We start from the raw sequence: 22,048 nt of genomic DNA, 5'->3' as shown, positions 1-22,048 counted from the left end.
TCATTTTGGGGCGCAGCGAGTCTGCGCCCTTTGTTTTTACGAACCCTGGCCTCAAACGACTGTCACACTCTTTTATTCCCCCCCACTTTTTGCAGCGAGAGCGTTGTAGCAATGAAAAAACAAGCACGACTGTTTAGCGCATTAGCCTTGAGTATTGGGATGAGTCTTGCCGCCGCGCCTGGCGCGATGGCGACGCTGCCAGCACAAATCCAAGGTCAGCCGCTTCCAAGCCTGGCCCCGATGCTGGAAAAAGTGTTGCCTGCTGTGGTTAGCGTTCATGTTGAAGGCACTGAATCTGCTGCACAAACGCAGGAGATTCCCGAACCGTTAAAACGTTTCTTTGGCCAGATGCCGGGTGGCAATAATCAGCCGCAGCCGTTTGAAGGACTGGGTTCGGGTGTGATTATTGATGCCGCAAAAGGCTACGTGCTAACGAACAATCACGTGGTGAATGGCGCAGACAAAATCAATGTCCAACTGGGCGATGGCAGCGAATATGACGCCAAGCTGATCGGCCATGATGAGCAGACTGATATTGCACTCATCCAGATCGAAGGCGCAAAAAATCTGACGCAGGTGAAAATTGCCGACTCAGATCAGCTCAAAGTGGGTGATTTTGCCGTGGCCATTGGCAACCCGTTTGGCCTTGGTCAAACCGCAACCTCCGGGATTATTTCTGCGCTGGGCCGTAGCGGCTTAAACCTTGAAGGGCTGGAGAACTTTATCCAAACCGATGCAGCCATTAACCGCGGCAACTCTGGCGGCGCGCTGGTCAATCTCAATGGTGAACTGATCGGTATCAACACCGCTATTTTGGCATCAAGCGGTGGCAATATCGGTATTGGTTTCGCGATTCCAAGCGACATGGCGATGAATCTGGCGCAGCAGCTGATCAAATTCGGTGAAGTGAAGCGCGGCCAGTTAGGCATCAAAGGCACGGAAATGACCGCCGATATGGCGAAAGCATTTAACGTTGATGCACAACGCGGTGCCTTTGTTTCTGAAGTGCTGCCGCAGTCAGCAGCGCAGAAAGCGGGGCTTAAATCTGGGGATATCATCACTTCAGTGAATGATAAACCGATTACCAGCTTCGCTGAATTACGCGTCAAAATTGGCACCACTGCACCGGGCGAACAGGTGAAGTTAGGACTGCTGCGTGAAGGCAAGCCAATTACGGTTAACGTAACGCTTGAGCAAAGCGCGCAGAGTACCGCCAGCGCACAACTGATGTCGCCAGCCTTACAAGGCGCTACGTTGAGCGACGGCCAGACCAAAACCGGTGATAAAGGCGTTAAAGTCGATACCATCGAAAAAGGTACGCCTGCCGAGCAGGTTGGCCTGCAGAAAGAGGATGTGATTGTTGGCGTTAACCGCAATCGCACGCAATCTATCGCAGAAATGCGCAAGGTACTGGAAGGTAAACCGCCAGTACTGGCTCTGAATGTGGTACGTGGCGATGAAAATATCTATCTGCTTTTAAGATAAGCGGCTTTTAAGGTAAGTCGCTTTTAAGACAAACCGGCCTGTCGAGATAGATAAACCCTCTACTGCGGCGGACACAAGCACGTGTGTGTCCGCCGCACTCATGTTATTCTCCCCAGCGATCTCCCCTGGCGTGATTTAACACCATGTTTCTTAAACTTTTGCGTTCGGTTGTGTTGGGCCTGATTGTTGCGGGTATTTTACTTGCGGCCTTGCCTGCACTGCGCATGGGCAGCGAAGCCCTGCACATCCAAGATAACAGCAATGACGAAACACCCTTTAGTTTCAATCAAGGGGTGCGCCGCGCCGTGCCTGCGGTAGTGAATGTTTATAACCGCAGCGCGCACGGTAATAACAATCGTGGCATTACTACGCTGGGTTCTGGCGTAATCATGAACGCAAAAGGCTACATCCTCACCAATAAACACGTTATCAATAACGCGGATCAAATTATTGTCGCGTTACAAGATGGCCGTTTTTTCGAAGCCACCTTGGTAGGTTCCGATGCAATGACCGATTTAGCGGTGCTAAAAATTACCGCTTCCGGCCTGCCGGTAATTCCAATTAATTCGCAACGTATTGCGCACATTGGCGACGTAGTGATGGCGATTGGTAACCCCTACAATCTCGGTCAAACCGTGACCCAAGGCATTATCAGCGCAACCGGCCGCGTGGGCTTGAGTTCATCCGGGCGGCAAAACTTTCTGCAAACGGATGCCTCAATCAACCAAGGTAACTCCGGCGGCGCACTGATTAATTCGCTGGGCGAGTTAATGGGTATCAATACCTTAACGTTCGACAAAAGTAACGATGGTGAAACGCCGGAAGGGATTGGTTTCGCCATTCCCACCGCGTTGGCGTCAAAAATCATGGATAAACTGATCCGCGATGGTCGTGTGATTCGTGGTTATATCGGGATTACAGGCCGTGAATTGCCGCCGCTACATGGTCAGGGCAGTAATCTGGATCGCGTACAAGGCATTATTGTCAGCGTGGTGACGCCAGATGGGCCGGCAGACAAAGGCGGCATTCAGGTCAATGATGTGTTGTTGAGTGTGAATAATAAACCGGCCATTTCCGCACAGGAAACCATGGATCAGGTGGCGGAGATTCGCCCGGGTTCAGTAATAGACGTGCAGGTTTTACGTAACGATCAGAAATTAACGCTGCCGGTGACCATTCAGGAATTCCCAGACAACAGCCAGTAACGTTGTTATCTGTCGCTCCCAATTCAATGATAAGTCAGGGATGACATATCAAATCACCTACATCCTTGTAGGAGCCGCGTTTTTACCTGCCTTTTTCAGTGCGCATCGCATCGGGAACAGCTGCGCACTGCCGCATGAGATAAAGCCTTTAGCAACGATCGACTGGAAAAGCGATCACTTCATTCAGCGACTGCGCTTTCAGAGCCAGCATAATTAATCGATCAACACCCAGTGCAACGCCAGAGCAAGCAGGCATACCATGCGCCAACGCGTCTAACAAATTGGTATCGATAGGATGTTGCGGTAAGCCTCGCGCGGCACGGCGGCGGTTATCTTGTTCGAAGCGCTGACGCTGCTCACGGCTGTCGGTCAGCTCACGGAAACCGTTCGCCAGCTCAATGCCTTTGTAATAAACCTCGAAGCGATCTGCTACACGGTGATCTTCCGTGCTGATTTCTGCTAATGCTGCCTGGCTGGCAGGGAAGTGATAAACAAAGCAGGGTTTATCCTGTCCGATTTTTGGCTCAACGCCCAGCATAAACAGCAGCATCAGCAGCGTATCGCGATCGTCTTCTGCACGCGCTAATTCGCCCTCGCCCAGCTTCTCTGCAACTTCACGCAGTTGCGCTTTATCGGCTGAAAGCGGATCGATTTCAAGATGACGAATAAACGCCTGCTGATAAGAAAGTGATTCAGCGCTGTCGCACTCCAGCACTTGCTGCATCAGGTCGTCAACTTCATTCATCAGCCGGTACATATCATAGTGTGGGCGATACCACTCCAGCATGGTGAATTCTGGATTGTGATGGCGTCCCGCTTCTTCATTACGAAAGCTGCGGCTCATTTGGTAGATCGGACCGCTTCCCGCTGCCAGCAGGCGTTTCATATGATATTCCGGGCTGGTCATCAACCAAAGATCGCGCCCTTGCGCCGCGCCGGGCCCGACAAATCGTGTCTGGAAAGGCACCAGATGGATATCGGTAATCGTGGCTTGGCTCATGGCAGGCGTATCAACTTCTAATACGCCGCGATCGGCAAAGAAACGCCGTATTTCCGCTAAGATAGCGGCGCGTTTCAACAAATTGGCAATGGATGCGCTAGGTTGCCAGCTTGCCGTTTCGCTCATGGTGATGACTCCTGATACAAATAAGGGAGGGAAGTCTACCCGCATTGCCTGCGGCAAACAATCTCATGCCGAAGCGGGAAAAAATATCGGCAGCTCTTCTATACTTAAGCAGTTAAATCACAAAGGAATCGCACATGTCACCATGGAAAACTCTCGTCGCCAGCCTCAGCGCTTTTCTCTCTGTAGCCTGCAGCACCACGCCGCCGAAGAATGTTACCGTTATCGAAAACTTTGATAGTCAGCGTTATCTCGGTAAATGGTATGAGATCGCCAGATTAGATCATCGGTTCGAGCGTGGGCTTGAGCAGGTCACAGCAAACTACAGCCCGCGAGAAGATGGCGGCTTGAAGGTCGTAAACCGCGGCTTTAACGCCCAGAAACAGCGCTGGCAGGAAAGTGTAGGTAAAGCCTACTTTACTGGCGACAAGCAGCGAGCCGCGCTGAAAGTCTCTTTCTTTGGCCCGTTCTATGGCGGATATAACGTTATCGCGCTTGACCCGGAATACCGTTATGCGCTGATATGCGGCCCGAATCGTCACTATTTATGGATTTTGTCTCGAACGCCTCAGCTTGAGCCAGCCGTTAAACAGAAATTGGTTGAGCAGGCGCGTCAGGCGGGTTTCCCGGTAGAGGAATTGATCTGGGTGAAACAAGGTAGCTAAGAAAATCCGGTACGAAACGCGCTGTTTCGCACCGGTTAGAATTACTTCGTGCTGTTTTGAATAGCCTGGCCGCCTGCTTCTACATCTTCACCAACGCCACGCGTGGTATTGCATGCCGAAAGCAATGAAGAGAGCAGCAATACAGAGAAGATTGTGACAATACTTTTCTTTAACATACTAATTTCCTTTTTTTGGTTGCAGTAAAAGTACAGCGATTTAAGCATAGCCGGAATTCAGCGGGTTGCTGCTGTCAGTACCACAAAAGAAAACAGTCGGGAAATTAGTTTGCTGCGCGCGAAATCGCTCCGCCTAAATGGGAAACGTCTTCACCAAAACCGTGGAAAGTGTTGCAGGCGCTCAGCGCAGAGGAGACCAGCAACGCGAATGCGATAAATTTTGCCAGCTTTTTCATTTTCTCAACTCACACAAGAAAAAGGCGCATCGATGGATGCGCCTGATTATGTACTTATTTAACGCGTGACACGTATTCGCCAGAGCGGGTGTCAACTTTAACCACTTCACCTTCTTGAACGAACAATGGCACTTTCACCACTGCGCCAGTAGAAAGCTTAGCTGGCTTGCCGCCGGTACCTGCGGTGTCACCTTTCAGGCCCGGATCGGTTTCGATAACTTCTGCTTCGATAAAGTTCGGCGGCTGAACAGCGATCGGACGACCGTTCCACAGCGTAACGATACATTCAGCATTGTCTTGCAGCCATTTCGCTGCTTCAGCAACGGTCTTCTCTTCAACCTGGAACTGCTCAAAGCTTTCCGGGTGCATGAAGTGATAAAACTCACCGTCGTTGTACAAATAGTTCAGGTTGGTATCCACTACGTCTGCGCCTTCAGCGGAGTCGGTGGATTTGAAAGTTTTCTCAACGCGAGAACCCGTCAGCAGGCGACGCATTTTAACGCGTGCGAATGCCTGACCTTTACCCGGTTTAACGAACTCACTGGATTCGATGGCATATGGCTCGCCTTCGAACATGATTTTAAGACCGGGACGGAAATCGTTGCTAGAATAAGTCGCCATGAAGGCCCTCTACGAAAATTGATACTGGTACTTAGCCAAAAAAATGGCACACATTGTAACCCTAAATACACCTTCCAGAGAAGATTGGTTGCAGCAACTTGCTGATGTTGTCACTGAACCTAATGAATTACTGCAAATTTTAGCCCTGGATCAGCATGCAGAGCTGGCGCAAGGTGCAGATGCACGTCGCCTCTTCGCCCTGCGCGTGCCCCGCGCGTTCATTGCCCGTATGAAAAAAGGCGATGAACAGGATCCGCTGCTGTTGCAGGTACTGACCAGTCGTCAGGAATTCATTGATGCGCCAGGTTATAGCACCGATCCGCTGGATGAACAAAATAACGTTGTGCCCGGTTTACTGCATAAGTATAAAAACCGCGCACTTTTATTGGTAAAAGGCGGCTGCGCAGTCAACTGTCGCTACTGCTTTCGCCGTCATTTTCCCTATCAGGATAACCAAGGCAACAAGCGCAACTGGCAAGCGGCGCTGGAGTATATCGCGGACCACCCGGAACTGGATGAAATCATTTTCTCCGGCGGCGATCCGTTGATGGCAAAAGATCATGAATTGGCATGGCTCATTGCCGAGCTGGAAAAAATTCCGCATCTCAGACGTTTGCGTATTCACAGCCGCTTGCCGGTGGTGATTCCGGCGCGCATCACTGACGTATTATGCCAGCTGCTGGGCGAAACACGGTTACAGGTGCTGCTGGTAACGCACATCAACCATGCGCAGGAAATTGACGATGCGCTGCGTGATGCGATGCACAAGCTGAAGCGCGCAGGCGTCACGCTGCTGAATCAGAGCGTGTTGCTGCGCGGCGTGAATGACAATGCGCAAACGCTGGCAACCTTAAGCAATGCGCTGTTCGACGCCGGTATTCTGCCCTATTACCTGCACGTACTGGACAAAGTACAGGGCGCGGCGCATTTCTTCGTTTCTGATGAAGAAGCGCGTGCGCTGGTGCGCAATCTCTTACCGTTGGTATCGGGGTATTTGGTGCCGAAGCTGGCACGTGAAATCGGTGGCGAGCCGAGCAAAACGCCGCTGGATCTGCAACTCAAGCAGGAATAAAAATGGCCGGAGTCAAATCCGGCCAGTAGAAAAATCTTTTCGCATCAAACGCGGTTTAGCTTTGCGAGCACTTATAGACTTGACCACTCATTTTGCTGTCGAGCGGTGCAAAGGCAGACAAGATATTTTGTGTTGGGCTGGTTGCACCGTAAATAACGTTGCCACCCATTTCTGCTGCGCGATTACGCAAATCATTGGCTGCTCCACGCAGTGCGCTGGTTTCGCCACCCGCACCGGTCAGCCAGTTGCTTTGTGAGCCGGTAAGGTTACCCAGAAGCTGACACTCGTTGCCGGGCTGTTGATCGGTAAATGTTACACGTTGGCCGCCAGAAGAGAGTTGAGTTGAGCTGCTGCAGCCCGCCAGCAGTAACGCGCCAGCCGCCAGTCCGAGCAAGAGGTTAATCCGCATTGTAATCCCCATTTATTATCATCAGAGTCGGGTGGCAGCGTAGCAGAAAAGCGCACTTTTTTTCTGAACATTCATTGCCCTAATCCCGTTAAGCCCAACTATTGCGCCACTACTTATACTATTTTCCATACAAAAAGAAAAACCCCCGACCGTTTCCGATCGAGGGCTTCGTGACTTAAGCAGTCAACGGCAATTACATCATGCCGCCCATACCGCCCATGCCACCCATACCGCCAGCGCCACCACCTAAATCAGGGGTATCGCCTTTAGGCGCATCAGTGATCATACATTCGGTGGTGATCATCAGGCCCGCAACAGAAGCCGCGTACTGCAGAGCAGAACGGGTTACTTTGGTTGGGTCCAGGATACCGAAGTCGATCATGTTGCCATATTCTTCAGTCTGCGCGTTGTAACCGTAGTTACCGTCGCCTGCTTTAACGTTGTTAGCGACGACAGAAGGCTCTTCACCGGCGTTAGAAACGATCTGACGCAGTGGAGATTCCATTGCGCGCAGCGCAACTTTGATACCTACGTTCTGGTCTTCGTTCTGACCACGCAGATCAGCCAGCTGTGCTGCAACGCGAACCAGCGCTACACCACCACCAGCAACCACGCCTTCTTCTACCGCAGCACGGGTTGCATGCAGGGCATCTTCAACGCGCGCTTTCTTCTCTTTCATTTCAACTTCAGTCGCTGCGCCCACTTTCAGTACGGCCACGCCGCCTGCCAGTTTCGCTACGCGCTCCTGCAGTTTTTCTTTGTCGTAGTCAGACGTTGCTTCTTCGATCTGCTGACGAATCTGAGTTACGCGGTTCTGAATGGTCGCTTCTTCACCCACGCCATCGATGATGGTGGTGGTGTCTTTGTTGATCACAACACGTTTTGCCTGACCCAGATCTTCCAGAGCTGTTTTTTCCAGCTCCATGCCGATCTCTTCAGAAATCACGGTACCGCCGGTCAGGATAGCAATATCCTGCAGCATGGCTTTACGACGATCGCCGAAGCCAGGTGCTTTAACCGCAGCCACTTTAACGATGCCGCGCATGGTGTTCACCACCAGCGTTGCCAATGCTTCACCTTCAACATCTTCAGCGATGATCAGCAGTGGTTTGCCTGCTTTCGCAACGGCTTCCAGCACAGGCAGCATTTCGCGGATGTTAGAGATTTTCTTATCAGCCAACAGGATGAACGGGGTTTCCAGCTCAATGGCGCCTGTTTCTGGCTTGTTGATGAAGTACGGAGAGAGGTAACCGCGGTCAAACTGCATACCTTCAACCACGTCCAGCTCGTCTTGCAGACCGGTGCCTTCTTCAACGGTGATAACGCCTTCTTTACCCACTTTTTCCATCGCCTGAGCGATCAGGGTGCCAACGGTTTCATCAGAGTTAGCAGAAATGGTACCAACCTGTGCGATAGCTTTTGAATCAGAGCAAGGAACAGACAGTTCTTTCAGCTTCTCAACTGCAGCGATAACCGCTTTGTCGATGCCGCGCTTCAGATCCATTGGGTTCATGCCCGCAGCCACAGCTTTCAAGCCTTCGTTAACGATAGACTGAGCCAGAACGGTTGCGGTGGTGGTGCCGTCGCCTGCAGCGTCGTTCGCTTTAGAGGCCACTTCTTTCACCATCTGCGCGCCCATGTTTTCGAACTTGTCTTCCAGTTCGATTTCACGTGCGACAGAAACACCATCTTTAGTGATGGTAGGTGCACCAAAAGATTTATCCAGAACTACGTTACGGCCTTTTGGACCCAAGGTAACTTTTACTGCATCTGCCAGTACGTTTACGCCACGCAGCATTTTTACGCGTGCGTCATTACCGAATTTTACGTCTTTAGCTGCCATTTCAAATATCCCTTAAATTCGTTTCGTTCAGTGAATTACGCGTAAAAAATTACGCTTCAACAATTGCCAGAATGTCGCTTTCAGAAATGATTAGCACTTCTTCATTGTCGATTTTTTCCGTTTTCGCGCCGTAACCTTCGCTGAAGATCACTACATCGCCAACTTTCACGTCCAGCGGCTTAACGTCGCCACTTTCAAGGATGCGGCCGTTGCCGACAGCCAGCACTTCACCACGAGTGGATTTAGCGGCTGCAGAACCGGTCAGCACGATGCCGCCAGCTGATTTGGATTCAACTTCTTTACGCTTGACGATAACGCGATCGTGCAATGGACGAATTTTCATTTGATAGCTCTCCTTTGAGAAGTCCAATCATTCATTTTTGGGTTGAACGCCGGTCTGTTTGGCTTCCGGCCTCGTGACCAGAGAAGTAGGGGCGGGCTCTTGTGCTTTCAAGGGGCTGGACAACAATTTTTTTACTTGAATGTGATAACCGACCACTTTTTGACCGATCAATGCGTCTTTGAAGCAGGAATGTGAACGGATAAATAAAAAACGCGACTTTCGTCGCGTTTTATCAGCTGCTTATATTAACGATCCTTGGGATCGTCTTTATGCTCAATGCGATCGCCCTCTTTGCGTTCGAATTCACCATCCATCGTGTAACCGCTGTCTGGGCCTGCTCCCGGCCCACGCCAGACGCGCAGATGCGGCATCAACTTCAATGTCAGGTGTTTTTGCACCGGTGGCAACAGCAGCAGCAAACCGAGGAAGTCGGTGAAAAAACCCGGCAGCAGCAGCAAAAAACCGGCGATAATCAACGAAACGCTTTTGATCATTTCGTTAGCCGGACTTTCATTACGTGCGAGTTTTTCCTGCATCGCCATGAAGTTTTTCATGCCCTGATTTTTCACCAGCGACACACCAATACATGAGGTAAAGATCACCAACAACATGGTGAACAGCACGCCGATGACGTGCGCAACCTGGATGAAGAGGGAAATCTCAATCCAGGCCAATACAAAAAAGATCACTAACGGTAACCAGCGCACCGAATACTCCTGTGAGTTGTGGCTGCCCGGCGTCATGCCAAACAGCAGAAAGCGTTCATCAGAGTGATGATATGAAAAGAGATGGGCTCCCGCCGCCGCGATTTCAACCGATCCTGCCAAATTTTTACTTTGGGGTTAATTTTGTAACCAACTTCACATATCGTTAACCCGGCGACATCGGTAAGGTGATCTGCATTCATGCTTTTTAGATGCATCAGAATATGATCGTGCTCGCCCGTTCGAAGATGGATAAAATGACGGTGCTGACTCTTCAAGACAAAATAAAACAGATCATCTGTGATGGATAGCGGCATTTCAAAGCGGCAACAACAAGAAGGTTACCATGGCGAACAACATTCGTATCGAAGAAGACCTGTTAGGTATGCGCGAGGTTCCGGCGGATGCCTATTATGGCGTTCATACTCTGCGTGCGATTGAAAATTTTTACATTAGCAGCAGCAAAATCAGCGACATTCCCGAATTCGTTCGCGGCATGGTGATGGTAAAAAAAGCCGCTGCAATGGCAAACAAAGAGCTACAAACCATTCCACGCAACATCGCTAACACCATCATTCAGGCCTGTGATGAAGTCTTAAATAATGGTCGCTGCATGGATCAGTTCCCGGTGGATGTTTACCAAGGCGGCGCAGGCACTTCGGTTAACATGAACACCAACGAAGTGCTGGCGAATATCGGGCTGGAGTTGATGGGACATCAGAAAGGTGAATACCAGTATCTGAACCCCAACGATCACGTCAATAAATGCCAGTCGACCAACGACGCTTATCCAACCGGTTTTCGCATTGCGGTTTACAGCTCAATCCTGAAACTGCTCGACGGCATCCATCAGCTCAGCGAAGGCTTTCAGCGCAAATCTGACGAATTCCAAACCATCCTGAAAATGGGGCGTACACAGCTGCAAGATGCGGTGCCAATGACGCTGGGCCAGGAATTCCACGCCTTTAGCGTCCTGCTGAATGAAGAAACCAAAAGCATTCTCCGCACGGCGGAATTGCTGCTAGAAGTTAACCTTGGCGCGACGGCCATCGGCACGCGCCTGAACACGCCAGACGGTTATCAACATTTGGCGGTACAGCGTCTGGCGGAAGTCAGCAACCTGCCGGTTATCCCGGCTGAAGATTTGATTGAGGCGACGTCAGACTGCGGCGCCTACGTCATGGTGCACTCTTCATTGAAGCGTCTGGCGGTGAAGCTTTCCAAAATCTGTAACGATTTGCGCCTGCTCTCTTCAGGTCCGCGTGCCGGGCTGAACGAAATCAACCTGCCAGAATTACAGGCCGGCTCTTCAATCATGCCAGCCAAAGTGAACCCGGTGGTGCCTGAAGTGGTGAACCAGGTTTGCTTCAAGGTCATCGGCAATGACATTACCGTGACGATGGCCTCTGAATCGGGTCAGTTGCAGCTGAACGTAATGGAACCGGTGATTGGTCAGGCGATGTTTGAATCGATCAGCATCCTGACCAATGCCTGTTACAACCTGCTGGAAAAATGCGTTAACGGCATTACCGCCAACCGAGCAGTATGTGAAGCCTATGTCTTCAACTCTATCGGCATCGTGACCTATCTCAACCCCTACATTGGTCATCATAATGGTGACATTGTCGGTAAGATCTGTGCCGAAACCGGTAAGAGCGTGCGTGAAGTGGTGCTGGAGCGCGGTCTGCTGACGGAAAGCGAATTGGACGATATTTTCTCGGTGCAGAACCTGATGTATCCGGTATATAAAGCAAAACGCTATACCGATGAAAGCGAGCAGTAAAACTTAAATTAACTCTTTTCTTAAAGGCACGCCGCGATCAACGCGATGTGCCTTTTTTTTTGCCAAGCTACACGCCATTTTTCGCAGGTCAATTTTTGGAGTGGCAGGATGGTATTCGTTGAGCTGGCAATTGTCTTATTGGCGATCTGGTTAGGTGCACGCCTCGGCGGCATTGGTATTGGTTTCGCCGGCGGTTTAGGTGTACTGGTTCTGACGCTGTTCTGCGGCCTGAAGCCCGGCGTGATCCCCTTCGACGTGATTGAAATCATCATGGCGGTGATCGCCGCGATTGCTGCCATGCAGGTGGCAGGCGGCATGGATTATCTGGTCAGCCTGGCCGAACGCCTGCTGCGACGGCATCCACGCTACGTCACCTTTCTCGCCCCGCTGGTCACCTACGTGATGACCTTGCTGGCAGGAACCGGCCATACCGCTTTCTCAACGCTGCCGGTGATTGCCGAAGTTGCCAAAGAGCAAGGCGTGCGCCCTTCTCGTCCACTTTCCATCGCCGTGGTGGCTTCACAAATTGCGATTACTGCTTCACCTATTTCTGCTGCGGTGGTGTTTTTTGCCACACTGCTGGAACCGCGCGGCGTCAGCTATATTACCCTGCTGGCTATCGCCATTCCGGCAACAATGGTCGGGATTTTCCTTGCCGCGCTGGTGACCAATTTCCTTGGCAAAGAGTTAAAAGATGACGAGGTTTACCAAGCGCGATTAGCCAAAGGTGAAGTGGTGCTGCGCGGCGCGACGCATTTTGTGGCTAAACCCGGCGCGAAAAAATCCGTTTGGCTGTTCTTAATCGCCATTGTTGCGGTGGTGCTGTATGCCACCGCAACCAGTGAAAGTGTCGGGCTAATCGCCAATCCGGTGCTGCCACGTAACGAAGCGATTGTGGTGTTTATGCTTACCATCGCGACCTTGATCTGTTTGACCTGCAAGATCGATACCGGGGAAATTCTCAGCGCCAGCACGTTTAAATCGGGCATGAGCGCCTGTATCTGCGTGATGGGTGTTGCCTGGTTGGGCGACACCTTTGTCAAAGCGCACCTTAGCGATATTCAAACGCTGGCGGGCGATACGCTGCAAACTTACCCGTGGATGCTGGCTTTGGTGCTGTTCTTTGCCGCGACGCTGCTTTATTCACAAGCGGCCACCACCAAAGCGCTAATGCCCGCCGCGCTGCTGCTGGGCGTCTCTCCACTGACCGCAATTGCTTCGTTTGCTGCTGTTTCAGCACTGTTTGTTTTGCCTACCTATCCTACTTTGCTGGCGGCGGTTGAAATGGATGACACCGGATCCACCCGCATTGGCAAGTTTGTCTTTAATCACTCGTTTATCATTCCAGGCGTGCTGGCGATTACGCTGTCGGTTTTGTTCGGCTTTGTCTTTGGTGGATTGGTGTTATAGCGCGGTTACAACCTGTAAACGTTGTTGCCCCTGGAGCGTGCTATCATCGGCGCTCTTTTACTCAGGAGCCGCGCGATGAATGCCGCCATTATCCTTTGCACCGCACCCGATCAAGCTTGTGCTCAACAGCTAGCCAAAGTGGCGTTAGAAGCGAAACTGGCTGCCTGCGTGACCTTGCTGCCTGGCGCAACCTCTTATTACGTCTGGCAAGGCAAGCTCGAGCAGGCCAACGAGGTGCAGATGCTGTTGAAATGCGACAGCGATCATCAGCAAGCGTTAATGGATCTGCTTAAAGGTGCACATCCTTATGATGTGCCCGAACTGCTGGCGTTGCCGGTTCAACATGGAGACAGTGAATACTTGTCATGGCTGCACGCATCTCTCGCCTAATCACGCTATTTTTTGCGCTGTTTATCTGCCTGCAGGCGCAGGCGTCGCTTTTTTCTCCCAACAACAGCAGCCGCTTTGTGCCGGTCGATCAGGCGTTTACTTTTGATTTCAATCAGCAAGGTTCACAACTCCAGCTCAGCTGGAAGGTGAAATCGGGTTATTACCTTTATCGGCAGCAGATTCATGTCACACCGCAAAATGCGCAGATCGCTCCGCTCAATCTCCCGGCTGGCCAGCCGCATGAAGATGAGTTCTACGGCAAAAGCGAAATCTATCCGCAAGATTTGACGATCCCCGTGACGCTGCAACAGGCCGCGAAAGGGGCGACGATCAGCGTTACTTACCAAGGTTGTGCTGCAGCCGGTTTCTGTTATCCACCTGAAACACGCACCGTTCCTTTAAGTGCGGTTGCGGCTAACAGCACGCCGCCTGTCGCCCATGCGCAACCCGCACCCACCGATTCGCTGCCTTTCTCGCCGCTTTGGGCGCTGTTAATTGGCATTGGCGTCGCGTTTACGCCTTGCGTACTGCCGATGTACCCGCTGATTTCGGGCATTATTCTTGGCGGTCAGCGTAACTATTCGTTGGGTCGATTGTTTGCTCTGGCGATGGTTTACGTGCAGGGCATGGCGCTGACTTACACGCTGTTAGGCGTGATCGTGGCGGCGGCGGGATTACGTTTTCAGGCCGCGCTCCAGCATCCTTACGTATTAATCGGTTTATCCGCCCTGTTTATTATTCTGGCCTTGTCGATGTTTGGGCTGTTCTCCTTGCAGCTGCCCTCGACGCTACAAACACGCCTGACACTCTGGAGCAATCGCCAACAAAGCGGCTCGTTAATTGGCGTATTCCTGATGGGCGCACTGGCCGGATTGATCTGCTCGCCCTGTACCACCGCGCCGCTCAGCGCCATTCTTCTCTATATTGCTCAAAGCGGAAATCTCTGGGCCGGCGCAGGCACGTTGTGGCTCTATGCGCTAGGAATGGGGCTACCGCTGGTTGTTGTCACGATGTTTGGCAATAAGCTACTGCCGAAAAGCGGGCCGTGGATGCAAATGGTCAAAGAAGGCTTTGGCTTTGTCATTCTCGCCTTGCCGGTGTTTTTGCTGGAGCGGATTTTAGGTGACATCTGGGGATTACGGCTTTGGAGTTTGCTTGGCGTTGCCTTCTTCGCGTGGGCGTTCAGCGCTAGCCTGCGTGCCCACAGCGGCAAATGGCGTGTGGTGCAAATCATTATGCTCGCCGCCGCGTTGATCAGTGCGCGCCCATTACAAGACTGGGCCTTCAGTAACAACGTGGCGCAACAAAGCGTGGCTCATCTGCCCTTCTCATCGATTGCGTCTGCCTCACAGCTCGACAACGCTTTACAGCAGGCGCAAGGGCGTATCACTATGGTCGACCTGTATGCCGATTGGTGTGTCGCCTGCAAAGAGTTCGAAAAATATACTTTTAGCGACCCCTTAGTTCGCGATCAGCTGAGTAAAGTGCAGTTACTTCAGGCCAACGTTACCGCCAATAGCGCCAGCGATAATGCGCTGTTAAAACGTCTTAATGTATTGGGCTTGCCCACCATTTTGTTCTTTGACGCTACAGGCACAGAAATTCCTGATTCGCGGGTCACCGGCTTCCTCAATGCCGCTGATTTCCGCGCGCATTTGCAGAAACTGGGCCAGTAAACAAAACTGGAGTCAGGACACCGCCCGCGCGTATCAGCGGGTTCGCATACCAGAGGAGAGTCACTTGCAACGTGAACAAATACTCGAGCATGCGTTGAATGTGCTTGAACAGAACGGCCTTGCCGCCACCACATCGCTGCAACAGTTGGCAGGCGAGAGTCAATTTCCGATTGAACAATTGCAGCGTTTTTGGCCCGACCGTGATGCCTTGCTGTACGATGCCCTGCGTTATCATGCTCAGCAAATTGATACCTGGCGCCGACAGATTTTGCTGGATGAGACGCTCAGCCATGAACAGAAGCTGATGGCGCGTTATCAAGTACTCAGCCAACAAGTCAGCATTGGACGCTTTCCTGGTTGCCTGTTTATTGCGGCTTGTAGCTTCTATCCACAACCCGATCAGCCGATACATCAGCTGGCAGAGCAGCAAAAGCGTGCTTCATGGCAATTTACCCACGACATTTTAGTCGCGCTAGCGTTAGATAATCCGTCCATGGTTGCCGATCAGATTGAACTGATACTTGAAGGTTGTCTGAGCAAACTGCTGGTTAAGCGGAATGTGCAGGATGTCACGACAGCGAAAAGCCTGGCCGAAGATGTTTTGGGTATCGCGTTGTGCCGCAAAAATGGCGCATTAGCCTGATATTTCACCGCCTTTGCCTGAAATTCAGGCAATCAGTCACGTTTCCCACGGTTTTTTCATGAAAGCCGTTGACGGGCCGAAGCCTTTACGGTTTAATGCGCCCCGTTGCCCGAATAGCTCAGTCGGTAGAGCAGGGGATTGAAAATCCCCGTGTCCCTGGTTCGATTCCGGGTTCGGGCACCATATTTAAAGAACCCGCCTCTGGCGGGTTTTTGCATTTTTGCGGTCGAACCCGTTCTCGAACCGTTCGATGATCTCGCCACATCCCTGTGGCTCGCCCTACGGGCCATCGCGCAGGCGCGCTGAGCAAAAATGCTCCCGGCATTTTTGTCCGGGTTCGGGCACCCTATTTAAAGAACCCGCCTCTGGCGGGTTTTTGCGTTTTTACGGGTCGAACCCGTTCATCGAACGTTCGATGATCTCGCCACATCCCTGTAGCTCGCCCTGCGGGTCGAACCTATTTTCGACCATTCTTTATGTCAAAAATCTACCCATACCGCGCCGGCATCTGCTGATTTCACGCACTGCTCCACCCAGCGCACGCCCATCAAACCAGCATGGACATCGGGATACCAAAAATCTTGCAGGAAAGCACTGTCGCCACGGTCGGTGGCATCAATGACCTGCGCGAAACGATGATAGAGATTTGACCAGGCTTCAAATAACCCTTCAGGATGCCCCCCACCAATGCGGTCGTCAGCAAGCGCACGCTCATTGAGATACCCCATCCCGCGCTCCATGATGCGCACCGGCTCACCCTGAATCTCATAGCGCAGCTGGTTAGGTTGCTCATCCCACCACTCCAGGCTGGCTTTTGCGCCCACGACGCGGACTTTCTGGCCATGCATCGAACCGGCATTCACCGCTGAAGCCCACATGGTGCCCACCGCGCCGTTATCGTATTCCATCATCACAAAGGCGTTATCTTCCAGCGGCGCACGCGTAGCAACAAAACTTTGCCGTGAACAGAGCAGCCGCTTCACCTGTAAGTTTGGCACCATGGTTTCGGCAATAAACAGCGGATGCGTCGCCAAATCGCCCAGCACGTAACTCGGCCCGACAAAACGCGGATCCACGCGCCATTTCGTGCTCTCACTCTGCAACTCAACCGCTTCATTGTGGAAACCGTGGGCAAATTGCATGTTGATGATGCGGATCTCACCCAACAACCCGGCGGCGATCATCTCACGCGCCTGATGAATCAGTTGATGCCCGGCATAGCCGTAGGTAACGCCGATGATTTTGTTCTTCTCTGCACACAAGCGCTCCAGTTCATCCGCCTCGGCGGTAGTGAAACAGAGCGGCTTTTCACACACCACATGCAGCCCAGCGTTAATGGCAGCGCAGCAAATTGCAAAGTGCGTATTGTTTGGGGTAGCAATCGAGACCACTTCAATGCCATCTTCACGTGCTGCTTCCGCCGCGAACAGCGTTTCATAGTCGGGATAACAGCGCTCCGCCGCCACGCCGAGCGCAACCCCGAAATCTCGGCCACGCTGCGCATCAAGATCAAATGCGCCCGCTAACAGTGAAAAGTTACCATCACGCAACGCTGCCGAGCGGTGAATATAACCAATTTGGCTGGTTCCGCCGCCGCCTACCATGCCCCAGCGTAGTGAACGGCCAATCGCTTTTTTACCATTGATCATACTGTTGCCCCTAAAATCCGACCGACTGGAGATAATGCAGACTGGCGGTCACATCACGCAGGCTGGTATCCGCATTACGCGGATCGCGCTCCTGCTCGATGGTGATCCAACCTTGATAGTTGCGCTCCGCCAGAAAGGCGCGCACCGCAGGATAATCAATCGCCCCTTTGCCAATCGGACACATCACGCCTTCGGCACAAGCGGTAAAGAAATCGAGTCCGCGCGCAATGGCATCACGCCACACCGCATCGTTAATATCCTTAAAATGCAGGTAATCGATACGCTCCCAATAGCGTTGCAGATAGGTAATTGGATCCATGCCGGAGTAGTAAAGATGCCCGGTATCGAGACACAAACCCGCTACCTCGTGAGGAATGTCGTTTACCAGCTGCGCCAGTTCATCCGCATATTCAATGCAGCCACCCGCATGCGGATGAATCACCGGCCTTACGCCATATTCGCGCCAGGCGATGTCACTCAACGTGGTGATGTGCTGCATCATACGCTGCCACTCTTCGGTAGAAAGGCGCGGCGCTTTGTCAGATTGTCCGGCATATTTAGCGCGTTCAGGATTACCAAAGTCGATAATCACCAGATAAGGTGCCGGCGCATTCTTGCCATGGACTTTTTCTGCGGTGGGCACGTTGGAGAGAATGCGACAGATGTTGTGCGTTAACTCCACCATTGCCGGGAAATGAGCTTCACTGACTAAATCGTCAAATATCGTTCCCGCTACCAACGACAACGAAAAGTTGTTCAACTGTTTAGTGAGTTCGGCGGGTTCAGCAGGCAGATAAGCCCACGGGCCCAGTTCAATACTCTTGTATCCAGCCAGAGCCGCTTCGCTCAGGACCTTCTGCCACGGCGGTAAAAAGGGATTTTTGGGATTATCCACGCCCCAACTACAAGGCGCATTGGCAATATGAATCGTCATGATATCTGTCCGTGCTATGAGAGTTGCCGACAGTATCAAACGAAAATTTCATATCAAACAACAATGGAAGTTTCGTTTTTTGATAACGATCGCATTGTTTTGTTTCATTTTTTGATAGTTTACTATCATAGATAAGATAACCGATTAAAACTAAAAGTTTTCTCGCGTCACCACGTCAAATGGCAATGTCACCTGGGAAAAATGCCCACTGTTTTCAGTCTGCGCATTCACACAGGTGTTAATGACCACTTTAGCCATCTCTTCAATACGATGCCTTAGCATCAGCGTAATTGTGCCATCAATCAGCGCCAGTTCATCATCCTGAATCGGGCCGTGACACAGCAGCGTAATCCCTTTCCGTTGGCTTTGTCGTAATGCCCGCACCACGCCTTCGATCCCCCCGCAGGGCGCATAGATCATCACCAAATCATCATGATCTTTTAGCAGTTGCTGAGCGGCCAAATATCCGCCCTCAATCGATTCGTGCGTCTTTAAGGGTTCAAGCACCCGCTGGGTGACGCCCGCTTCACGTAGGTAAGAACGAAAGCTGATTTCGCAACGCTCCTGACAGATGAATCGATGGTCGCCAAGCAACACGCCTACGCAGCCTGGCTTTTTCAGCAAATGCTGTGCCATCCACGCCGCCGTGCGGCCCGCTTTCTGGTTATCAAGGCCAATAAAACCCGCATGACCGCAGGGTGAAAAATCAGAAAACAGCGCGTAAACATGTACGCCCTTGCGCGATACATCCTGAATAGCGTGACGGATTAACGGATGATCCAGCGCAACGATACCGATGACATCAACGCGCTGTGCCAAATTGCGCAGCGACGTTGCTACCGCTTCCACTTCGTTGATGTCATGCCAGCAAAATTCAGCTTCGCTACCCGGCGGCTGGAAAGGTTCCGCCTGTTCACGTAACGCATCACTGAGCGGCTGATAAAAGGAGTATCTTGCCGACAGCAGAATAAAGCCCATGCGCAACGCAATGGCAGCGGCAGGCTGGTTCGGATGTAAAATGCGTGACTGCTCCAGCCGGTAGCCCAGCCGATTTGCCGCCGCTAACACTTTCTGTTCGGTTACGCCGCGTACCGGTGCTCGTCGGTTAAGCACGCGATCCACTGTGGCCACGCCAACTCCTGCTTCATGCGCAATCGCGGTCATGGTGACTTTCGACATCACTCTCTCCAGACATTTTATTCACTCTCATCAACATTTGATAAACGCCGGCGACGATCTTTCCGCCTGTCACGTTGTATCTCGTTTATACCCTGACTTTATTATCCCATTGCGGGCCAATTTCCTATCATAATTTTGATAGGAAACACCTCATAAAGTTGATCCTCTTCGCAAAATGAAACATTCATTTCTTTTTGGATTCATTCCAGAACACGCATTTGCTAAAAAGAGATGAATCTATCGATGTGCGACAGCCAAAGGGTGAAAACGGTGTCGTACGTTCTGAAGTGAAAGGCTGTTGAACGTATCGGCCTGCGAGAGACCCAACGCGAACACCTGTAAATGGAGATGTTATGTTCCCTTCAACGCTGCCTGTTCCACGTTTGCCCGATGCCAAACAGATTCCGGTGCTGCGCTGGGGCATTGTCGGCCCCGGCTGGATCGCCGATCACTTTGCCCATGCGCTGCGCAATCATACCGATCAGCAATTGGTTGCCGTTTCATCACGTAGCCGTGACAAAGCACAGCGCTTTGCCGACAAATGGTCAATTGCCCACGCCTGCGGCGGCATTGATGAATTACTGGCGCGTGACGACGTTGATGCGATCTATATCGCTACGCCGCACAACCATCATTTCCCGGACGGCCTGCGGGTGATTGAAGCGGGCAAAAATGTCTTGATTGAAAAGCCATTGGCGCTAAATGCCGGCCAGGCTAAGCAGCTGAAACAAGCGGCTGCGGCGCGTAACGTCCTGTGTATGGAAGCCATGTGGTGCGATTTCGCGCCTAAATATGATGTCATTCGCCAGTTGCTCGATGATGGCGCCCTCGGCGATGTTCATACCTTGATTGCCGATCATGGCGAATTTTTCACGCCGGATCACCGCATCTTTAACCAAGAGCTGGCAGGCGGCCCAATGCTGGATCTTGGCAGCTATCTGGTGGGCTTCAGCGTATTTGTCGGCGGCGCACCCACCAGCATCGTGGCAAAAGGTCAGGATGCTGCAGGCGGCGTCAATGGACAAACGTCAATGCTCTTTACCCACGCGCAAGGCATGCATTCGGTATTGCATACCACGCTGTTCAGCAATACGCCCGGCACAGCCGTCATTGCGGGTCGCGGTGCCAGCATTGTCATGGATGGCCAGTTTTATGCCCCAGGCCATTTCCGCCTCACGTCCAGTGACGGCAGTCGTACGCTGCATTGGGAAGAACCGAATAACCGTTATGACCAGCTGTGCCATGAAATCAACCATTTTGCCTGGTGCATTGGTCAAAACCGGATTGATTCGCCGCGCCACTCTCTCGACACCGCGATTCTCACCTTGAGCGCGATGGACGAAGTCAGAAAGCAGATCGGCATTGTTTTTAACGAAGAGTTGCTTTAACGAAGAACTGCAACCTTAAACGCCCCCGGAGTAGACAGATGAAAATCGCTTTTGATGTGGATGTGATTAGAGATATGGGCATCACCCGCATGGTTAATCAGGTAGCCGATTGGGGATATAAATACATCGAACAGTCGCCGCATCCGCAGATTAACCCGTTTTATAAGCATCCTAAAGCCAGCCGCGAAATCATGACGGAGTACAAGAACGCCTTGCGCTCGACCGGCCTTGAAATCTCCTCTTTTATTGTGGTGTATCGCTGGTCTGGTCCAGATGAACTGCGTCGTCAGGCGGCGGTGAAAAACTGGAAACGCATGATCGAGATCGCAGTCGAAATGGGCGTTCAGGTAATCAACACCGAATTATCAGGGACGCCAAACGAACCGGAAATCTGTGAAGAGATGTTCTATCGCTCAATGGAAGAGTTGCTGCCGATTATCGAACGTGAAGGCATCCGCGTCGAAATCCAGTCACATCCGTGGGATTTTTGCGAAGAGAACAACGAAACCTCCGATATCGTGAAGTCTTTTCGCAGTGAGAACGTCAAATACGTTTACAGCGTGCCGCACACCTTCTTCTACGACAAAGGCAAAGGCGACGTGAAAAGCATGCTGCAATATGCCGGAGACGATCTTTCGCACGTACTCATCGCCGATACAATGAACCACACCAAACATTGCCGCTACATTGTTAACCCGCCTGGTGTGGATGCCACCATTCACCAACACGTGGGCGTGGGCGAAGGTGAAGTCGACTTCCCAACGCTGTTCCAGACGCTGCGCGATATGGACTTTGCTAACCGCAGCTACAAAGTGGGCGGCGAATCGATCATCGCCTCTTCGCTGTTTGGTTATCCGGAAAAAATGAAAGTGCAGGCAGTTGAAACGCGCGAGCTGATTGAGCGCGAACTGCTGGGTTAAAATAGAGAGATAAACACTAAAAAGGCAGCTCATCCGCTGCCTTTTTGCGTTCAGCAATGCGCCTGACATTGCCAACCAGCCCGCACCGGTAATCCACCCCGCAAAGTCGGTAACTCTTTAGCCTGAACAGGCAACACCCCGCAGGCGGGTATAGAGCCTGCTTTTGCAACGGCTGAAAAAGGGAATCCCCTTTT

At 51.9% G+C, this 22,048-nt stretch carries 22 protein-coding genes and 1 tRNA gene; 12 read left to right on the top strand and 11 right to left on the bottom strand.

The window, feature by feature from the left end; translation table 11 throughout:
* The first annotated feature begins 111 nt into the window (after window positions 1-111).
* Together degQ and degS are read left to right on the top strand one after the other, a co-directional pair.
* Window positions 112-1,485 (top strand): serine endoprotease DegQ, encoded by a 1,374-nt coding sequence (degQ, locus tag ACF2G4_RS16365; RefSeq protein ID WP_215847831.1) that lies wholly within the window; start codon window positions 112-114, stop codon window positions 1,483-1,485.
* A 143-nt stretch (window positions 1,486-1,628) separates the two neighbouring features.
* Window positions 1,629-2,690: an outer membrane-stress sensor serine endopeptidase DegS gene (gene degS, locus ACF2G4_RS16360; RefSeq protein ID WP_215847832.1), complete on the top strand. Its 1,062-nt coding sequence runs from the start codon at window positions 1,629-1,631 to the stop codon at window positions 2,688-2,690.
* Window positions 2,691-2,838: 148 nt separating this feature from the next.
* On the opposite strand, the gene epmA is transcribed toward degS, so the two are convergent.
* Entirely contained in the window at window positions 2,839-3,816 is a 978-nt protein-coding gene (gene epmA, locus ACF2G4_RS16355; protein ID WP_409075158.1) for an elongation factor P--(R)-beta-lysine ligase, read from the bottom strand.
* A gap of 134 nt (window positions 3,817-3,950) precedes the next feature.
* Between epmA and ACF2G4_RS16350 the strand changes: the two genes are divergently transcribed.
* The gene (locus ACF2G4_RS16350) at window positions 3,951-4,478 is read left to right on the top strand and encodes a lipocalin family protein (RefSeq protein WP_215847834.1); all 528 of its coding nucleotides are present in this window, start codon (window positions 3,951-3,953) and stop codon (window positions 4,476-4,478) included.
* 41 nt (window positions 4,479-4,519) lie between these two features.
* Here the strand turns inward: ACF2G4_RS16350 and ACF2G4_RS16345 are convergent, their stop codons facing one another.
* The 3 genes from ACF2G4_RS16345 to efp all read right to left on the bottom strand — a co-directional run bounded on the left by ACF2G4_RS16345 (window position 4,520) and on the right by efp (window position 5,511).
* On the bottom strand, window positions 4,520-4,654 hold the full coding sequence (locus ACF2G4_RS16345) for an entericidin A/B family lipoprotein (protein WP_215847835.1): 135 nt from the start codon (window positions 4,652-4,654) through the stop codon (window positions 4,520-4,522).
* Window positions 4,655-4,758: 104 nt separating this feature from the next.
* A complete protein-coding gene (locus ACF2G4_RS16340) occupies window positions 4,759-4,890 on the bottom strand; it encodes an entericidin A/B family lipoprotein (RefSeq protein WP_193405234.1) in 132 nt (43 codons plus the stop codon).
* A gap of 54 nt (window positions 4,891-4,944) precedes the next feature.
* The gene (gene efp, locus ACF2G4_RS16335) at window positions 4,945-5,511 is read right to left on the bottom strand and encodes an elongation factor P (protein ID WP_215847836.1); all 567 of its coding nucleotides are present in this window, start codon (window positions 5,509-5,511) and stop codon (window positions 4,945-4,947) included.
* A gap of 43 nt (window positions 5,512-5,554) precedes the next feature.
* On the opposite strand from efp, the gene epmB reads away from it, so the two are divergent.
* Window positions 5,555-6,583: an EF-P beta-lysylation protein EpmB gene (gene epmB, locus ACF2G4_RS16330; RefSeq protein WP_243078742.1), complete on the top strand. Its 1,029-nt coding sequence runs from the start codon at window positions 5,555-5,557 to the stop codon at window positions 6,581-6,583.
* Window positions 6,584-6,638: 55 nt separating this feature from the next.
* On the opposite strand, the gene ACF2G4_RS16325 is transcribed toward epmB, so the two are convergent.
* From ACF2G4_RS16325 to ACF2G4_RS16310, 4 genes are all read right to left on the bottom strand, one after another.
* Complete coding sequence (locus ACF2G4_RS16325) at window positions 6,639-6,992, bottom strand: DUF4156 domain-containing protein (RefSeq protein ID WP_215847837.1); 354 nt, start codon at window positions 6,990-6,992, stop codon at window positions 6,639-6,641.
* A 193-nt stretch (window positions 6,993-7,185) separates the two neighbouring features.
* Complete coding sequence (gene groL / locus ACF2G4_RS16320; protein ID WP_243078743.1) at window positions 7,186-8,835, bottom strand: chaperonin GroEL; 1,650 nt, start codon at window positions 8,833-8,835, stop codon at window positions 7,186-7,188.
* A gap of 49 nt (window positions 8,836-8,884) precedes the next feature.
* The gene (locus ACF2G4_RS16315; RefSeq protein ID WP_052898812.1) at window positions 8,885-9,178 is read right to left on the bottom strand and encodes a co-chaperone GroES; all 294 of its coding nucleotides are present in this window, start codon (window positions 9,176-9,178) and stop codon (window positions 8,885-8,887) included.
* A gap of 245 nt (window positions 9,179-9,423) precedes the next feature.
* A complete protein-coding gene (locus ACF2G4_RS16310; RefSeq protein ID WP_215848352.1) occupies window positions 9,424-9,885 on the bottom strand; it encodes an FxsA family protein in 462 nt (153 codons plus the stop codon).
* A 343-nt stretch (window positions 9,886-10,228) separates the two neighbouring features.
* On the opposite strand from ACF2G4_RS16310, the gene aspA reads away from it, so the two are divergent.
* The 6 genes from aspA (at window position 10,229) to ACF2G4_RS16280 (ending at window position 15,967) form a co-directional block, all read left to right on the top strand.
* Window positions 10,229-11,665: an aspartate ammonia-lyase gene (aspA, locus tag ACF2G4_RS16305; protein ID WP_243078744.1), complete on the top strand. Its 1,437-nt coding sequence runs from the start codon at window positions 10,229-10,231 to the stop codon at window positions 11,663-11,665.
* A 108-nt stretch (window positions 11,666-11,773) separates the two neighbouring features.
* Complete coding sequence (locus ACF2G4_RS16300; protein ID WP_215847838.1) at window positions 11,774-13,075, top strand: anaerobic C4-dicarboxylate transporter; 1,302 nt, start codon at window positions 11,774-11,776, stop codon at window positions 13,073-13,075.
* Between the two features lie 75 nt (window positions 13,076-13,150).
* Window positions 13,151-13,465: a divalent cation tolerance protein CutA gene (gene cutA / locus ACF2G4_RS16295; protein WP_215847839.1), complete on the top strand. Its 315-nt coding sequence runs from the start codon at window positions 13,151-13,153 to the stop codon at window positions 13,463-13,465.
* Window positions 13,441-15,141 (top strand): protein-disulfide reductase DsbD, encoded by a 1,701-nt coding sequence (locus tag ACF2G4_RS16290; protein ID WP_409075157.1) that lies wholly within the window; start codon window positions 13,441-13,443, stop codon window positions 15,139-15,141. The genes cutA and ACF2G4_RS16290 overlap by 25 nt, the downstream gene beginning before the upstream one ends.
* A gap of 64 nt (window positions 15,142-15,205) precedes the next feature.
* Window positions 15,206-15,784, top strand: a complete 579-nt coding sequence (gene dicD / locus ACF2G4_RS16285) for a division control transcriptional repressor DicD (RefSeq protein ID WP_215847841.1) — start codon at window positions 15,206-15,208, stop codon at window positions 15,782-15,784.
* A 107-nt stretch (window positions 15,785-15,891) separates the two neighbouring features.
* Window positions 15,892-15,967, top strand: a tRNA-Phe gene (locus ACF2G4_RS16280).
* A 296-nt stretch (window positions 15,968-16,263) separates the two neighbouring features.
* On the opposite strand, the gene ACF2G4_RS16275 is transcribed toward ACF2G4_RS16280, so the two are convergent.
* From ACF2G4_RS16275 to ACF2G4_RS16265, 3 genes are all read right to left on the bottom strand, one after another.
* Window positions 16,264-17,433 carry a Gfo/Idh/MocA family protein gene (locus ACF2G4_RS16275; protein ID WP_409075156.1) on the bottom strand — a complete coding sequence of 390 codons (1,170 nt, stop codon included), beginning with the start codon at window positions 17,431-17,433 and terminating at the stop codon, window positions 16,264-16,266.
* 10 nt (window positions 17,434-17,443) lie between these two features.
* Window positions 17,444-18,367, bottom strand: a complete 924-nt coding sequence (locus ACF2G4_RS16270) for a TIM barrel protein (protein ID WP_409075155.1) — start codon at window positions 18,365-18,367, stop codon at window positions 17,444-17,446.
* A gap of 150 nt (window positions 18,368-18,517) precedes the next feature.
* On the bottom strand, window positions 18,518-19,546 hold the full coding sequence (locus ACF2G4_RS16265; RefSeq protein ID WP_332626583.1) for a LacI family DNA-binding transcriptional regulator: 1,029 nt from the start codon (window positions 19,544-19,546) through the stop codon (window positions 18,518-18,520).
* A gap of 353 nt (window positions 19,547-19,899) precedes the next feature.
* Between ACF2G4_RS16265 and ACF2G4_RS16260 the strand changes: the two genes are divergently transcribed.
* Complete coding sequence (locus tag ACF2G4_RS16260) at window positions 19,900-20,934, top strand: Gfo/Idh/MocA family protein (RefSeq protein WP_409075154.1); 1,035 nt, start codon at window positions 19,900-19,902, stop codon at window positions 20,932-20,934.
* A 38-nt stretch (window positions 20,935-20,972) separates the two neighbouring features.
* On the top strand, window positions 20,973-21,854 hold the full coding sequence (locus ACF2G4_RS16255; RefSeq protein ID WP_215847844.1) for a sugar phosphate isomerase/epimerase family protein: 882 nt from the start codon (window positions 20,973-20,975) through the stop codon (window positions 21,852-21,854).
* Window positions 21,855-22,048 lie beyond the last annotated feature (194 nt).

It is taken from the genome of Pantoea phytostimulans (assembly GCF_046118715.1).
Classification (GTDB): Bacteria; Pseudomonadota; Gammaproteobacteria; order Enterobacterales; family Enterobacteriaceae; genus Pantoea; species Pantoea phytostimulans.
Note: the sequence above shows the minus strand (reverse complement) of the source record. Positions and strands in the feature narration are given on the sequence as shown.

Bases quoted from the DNA above. Each gene is read 5' to 3' on its own strand.
- cutA (WP_215847839.1), top strand. From the start codon at position 13,151: ATGAATGCCGCCATTATCCTTTGCACCGCACCCGATCAAGCTTGTGCT.
- ACF2G4_RS16260 (WP_409075154.1), top strand. From the start codon at position 19,900: ATGTTCCCTTCAACGCTGCCTGTTCCACGTTTGCCCGATGCCAAACAG.
- degQ (WP_215847831.1), top strand. From the start codon at position 112: ATGAAAAAACAAGCACGACTGTTTAGCGCATTAGCCTTGAGTATTGGG.
- efp (WP_215847836.1), bottom strand. From the start codon at position 5,511: ATGGCGACTTATTCTAGCAACGATTTCCGTCCCGGTCTTAAAATCATG.
- ACF2G4_RS16265 (WP_332626583.1), bottom strand. From the start codon at position 19,546: ATGTCGAAAGTCACCATGACCGCGATTGCGCATGAAGCAGGAGTTGGC.
- epmB (WP_243078742.1), top strand. From the start codon at position 5,555: ATGGCACACATTGTAACCCTAAATACACCTTCCAGAGAAGATTGGTTG.
- ACF2G4_RS16315 (WP_052898812.1), bottom strand. From the start codon at position 9,178: ATGAAAATTCGTCCATTGCACGATCGCGTTATCGTCAAGCGTAAAGAA.
- ACF2G4_RS16255 (WP_215847844.1), top strand. From the start codon at position 20,973: ATGAAAATCGCTTTTGATGTGGATGTGATTAGAGATATGGGCATCACC.
- ACF2G4_RS16275 (WP_409075156.1), bottom strand. From the start codon at position 17,433: ATGATCAATGGTAAAAAAGCGATTGGCCGTTCACTACGCTGGGGCATG.
- ACF2G4_RS16345 (WP_215847835.1), bottom strand. From the start codon at position 4,654: ATGTTAAAGAAAAGTATTGTCACAATCTTCTCTGTATTGCTGCTCTCT.
- degS (WP_215847832.1), top strand. From the start codon at position 1,629: ATGTTTCTTAAACTTTTGCGTTCGGTTGTGTTGGGCCTGATTGTTGCG.
- ACF2G4_RS16290 (WP_409075157.1), top strand. From the start codon at position 13,441: ATGGCTGCACGCATCTCTCGCCTAATCACGCTATTTTTTGCGCTGTTT.
- aspA (WP_243078744.1), top strand. From the start codon at position 10,229: ATGGCGAACAACATTCGTATCGAAGAAGACCTGTTAGGTATGCGCGAG.
- ACF2G4_RS16350 (WP_215847834.1), top strand. From the start codon at position 3,951: ATGTCACCATGGAAAACTCTCGTCGCCAGCCTCAGCGCTTTTCTCTCT.
- ACF2G4_RS16300 (WP_215847838.1), top strand. From the start codon at position 11,774: ATGGTATTCGTTGAGCTGGCAATTGTCTTATTGGCGATCTGGTTAGGT.
- ACF2G4_RS16340 (WP_193405234.1), bottom strand. From the start codon at position 4,890: ATGAAAAAGCTGGCAAAATTTATCGCATTCGCGTTGCTGGTCTCCTCT.
- epmA (WP_409075158.1), bottom strand. From the start codon at position 3,816: ATGAGCGAAACGGCAAGCTGGCAACCTAGCGCATCCATTGCCAATTTG.
- ACF2G4_RS16270 (WP_409075155.1), bottom strand. From the start codon at position 18,367: ATGACGATTCATATTGCCAATGCGCCTTGTAGTTGGGGCGTGGATAAT.
- ACF2G4_RS16325 (WP_215847837.1), bottom strand. From the start codon at position 6,992: ATGCGGATTAACCTCTTGCTCGGACTGGCGGCTGGCGCGTTACTGCTG.
- groL (WP_243078743.1), bottom strand. From the start codon at position 8,835: ATGGCAGCTAAAGACGTAAAATTCGGTAATGACGCACGCGTAAAAATG.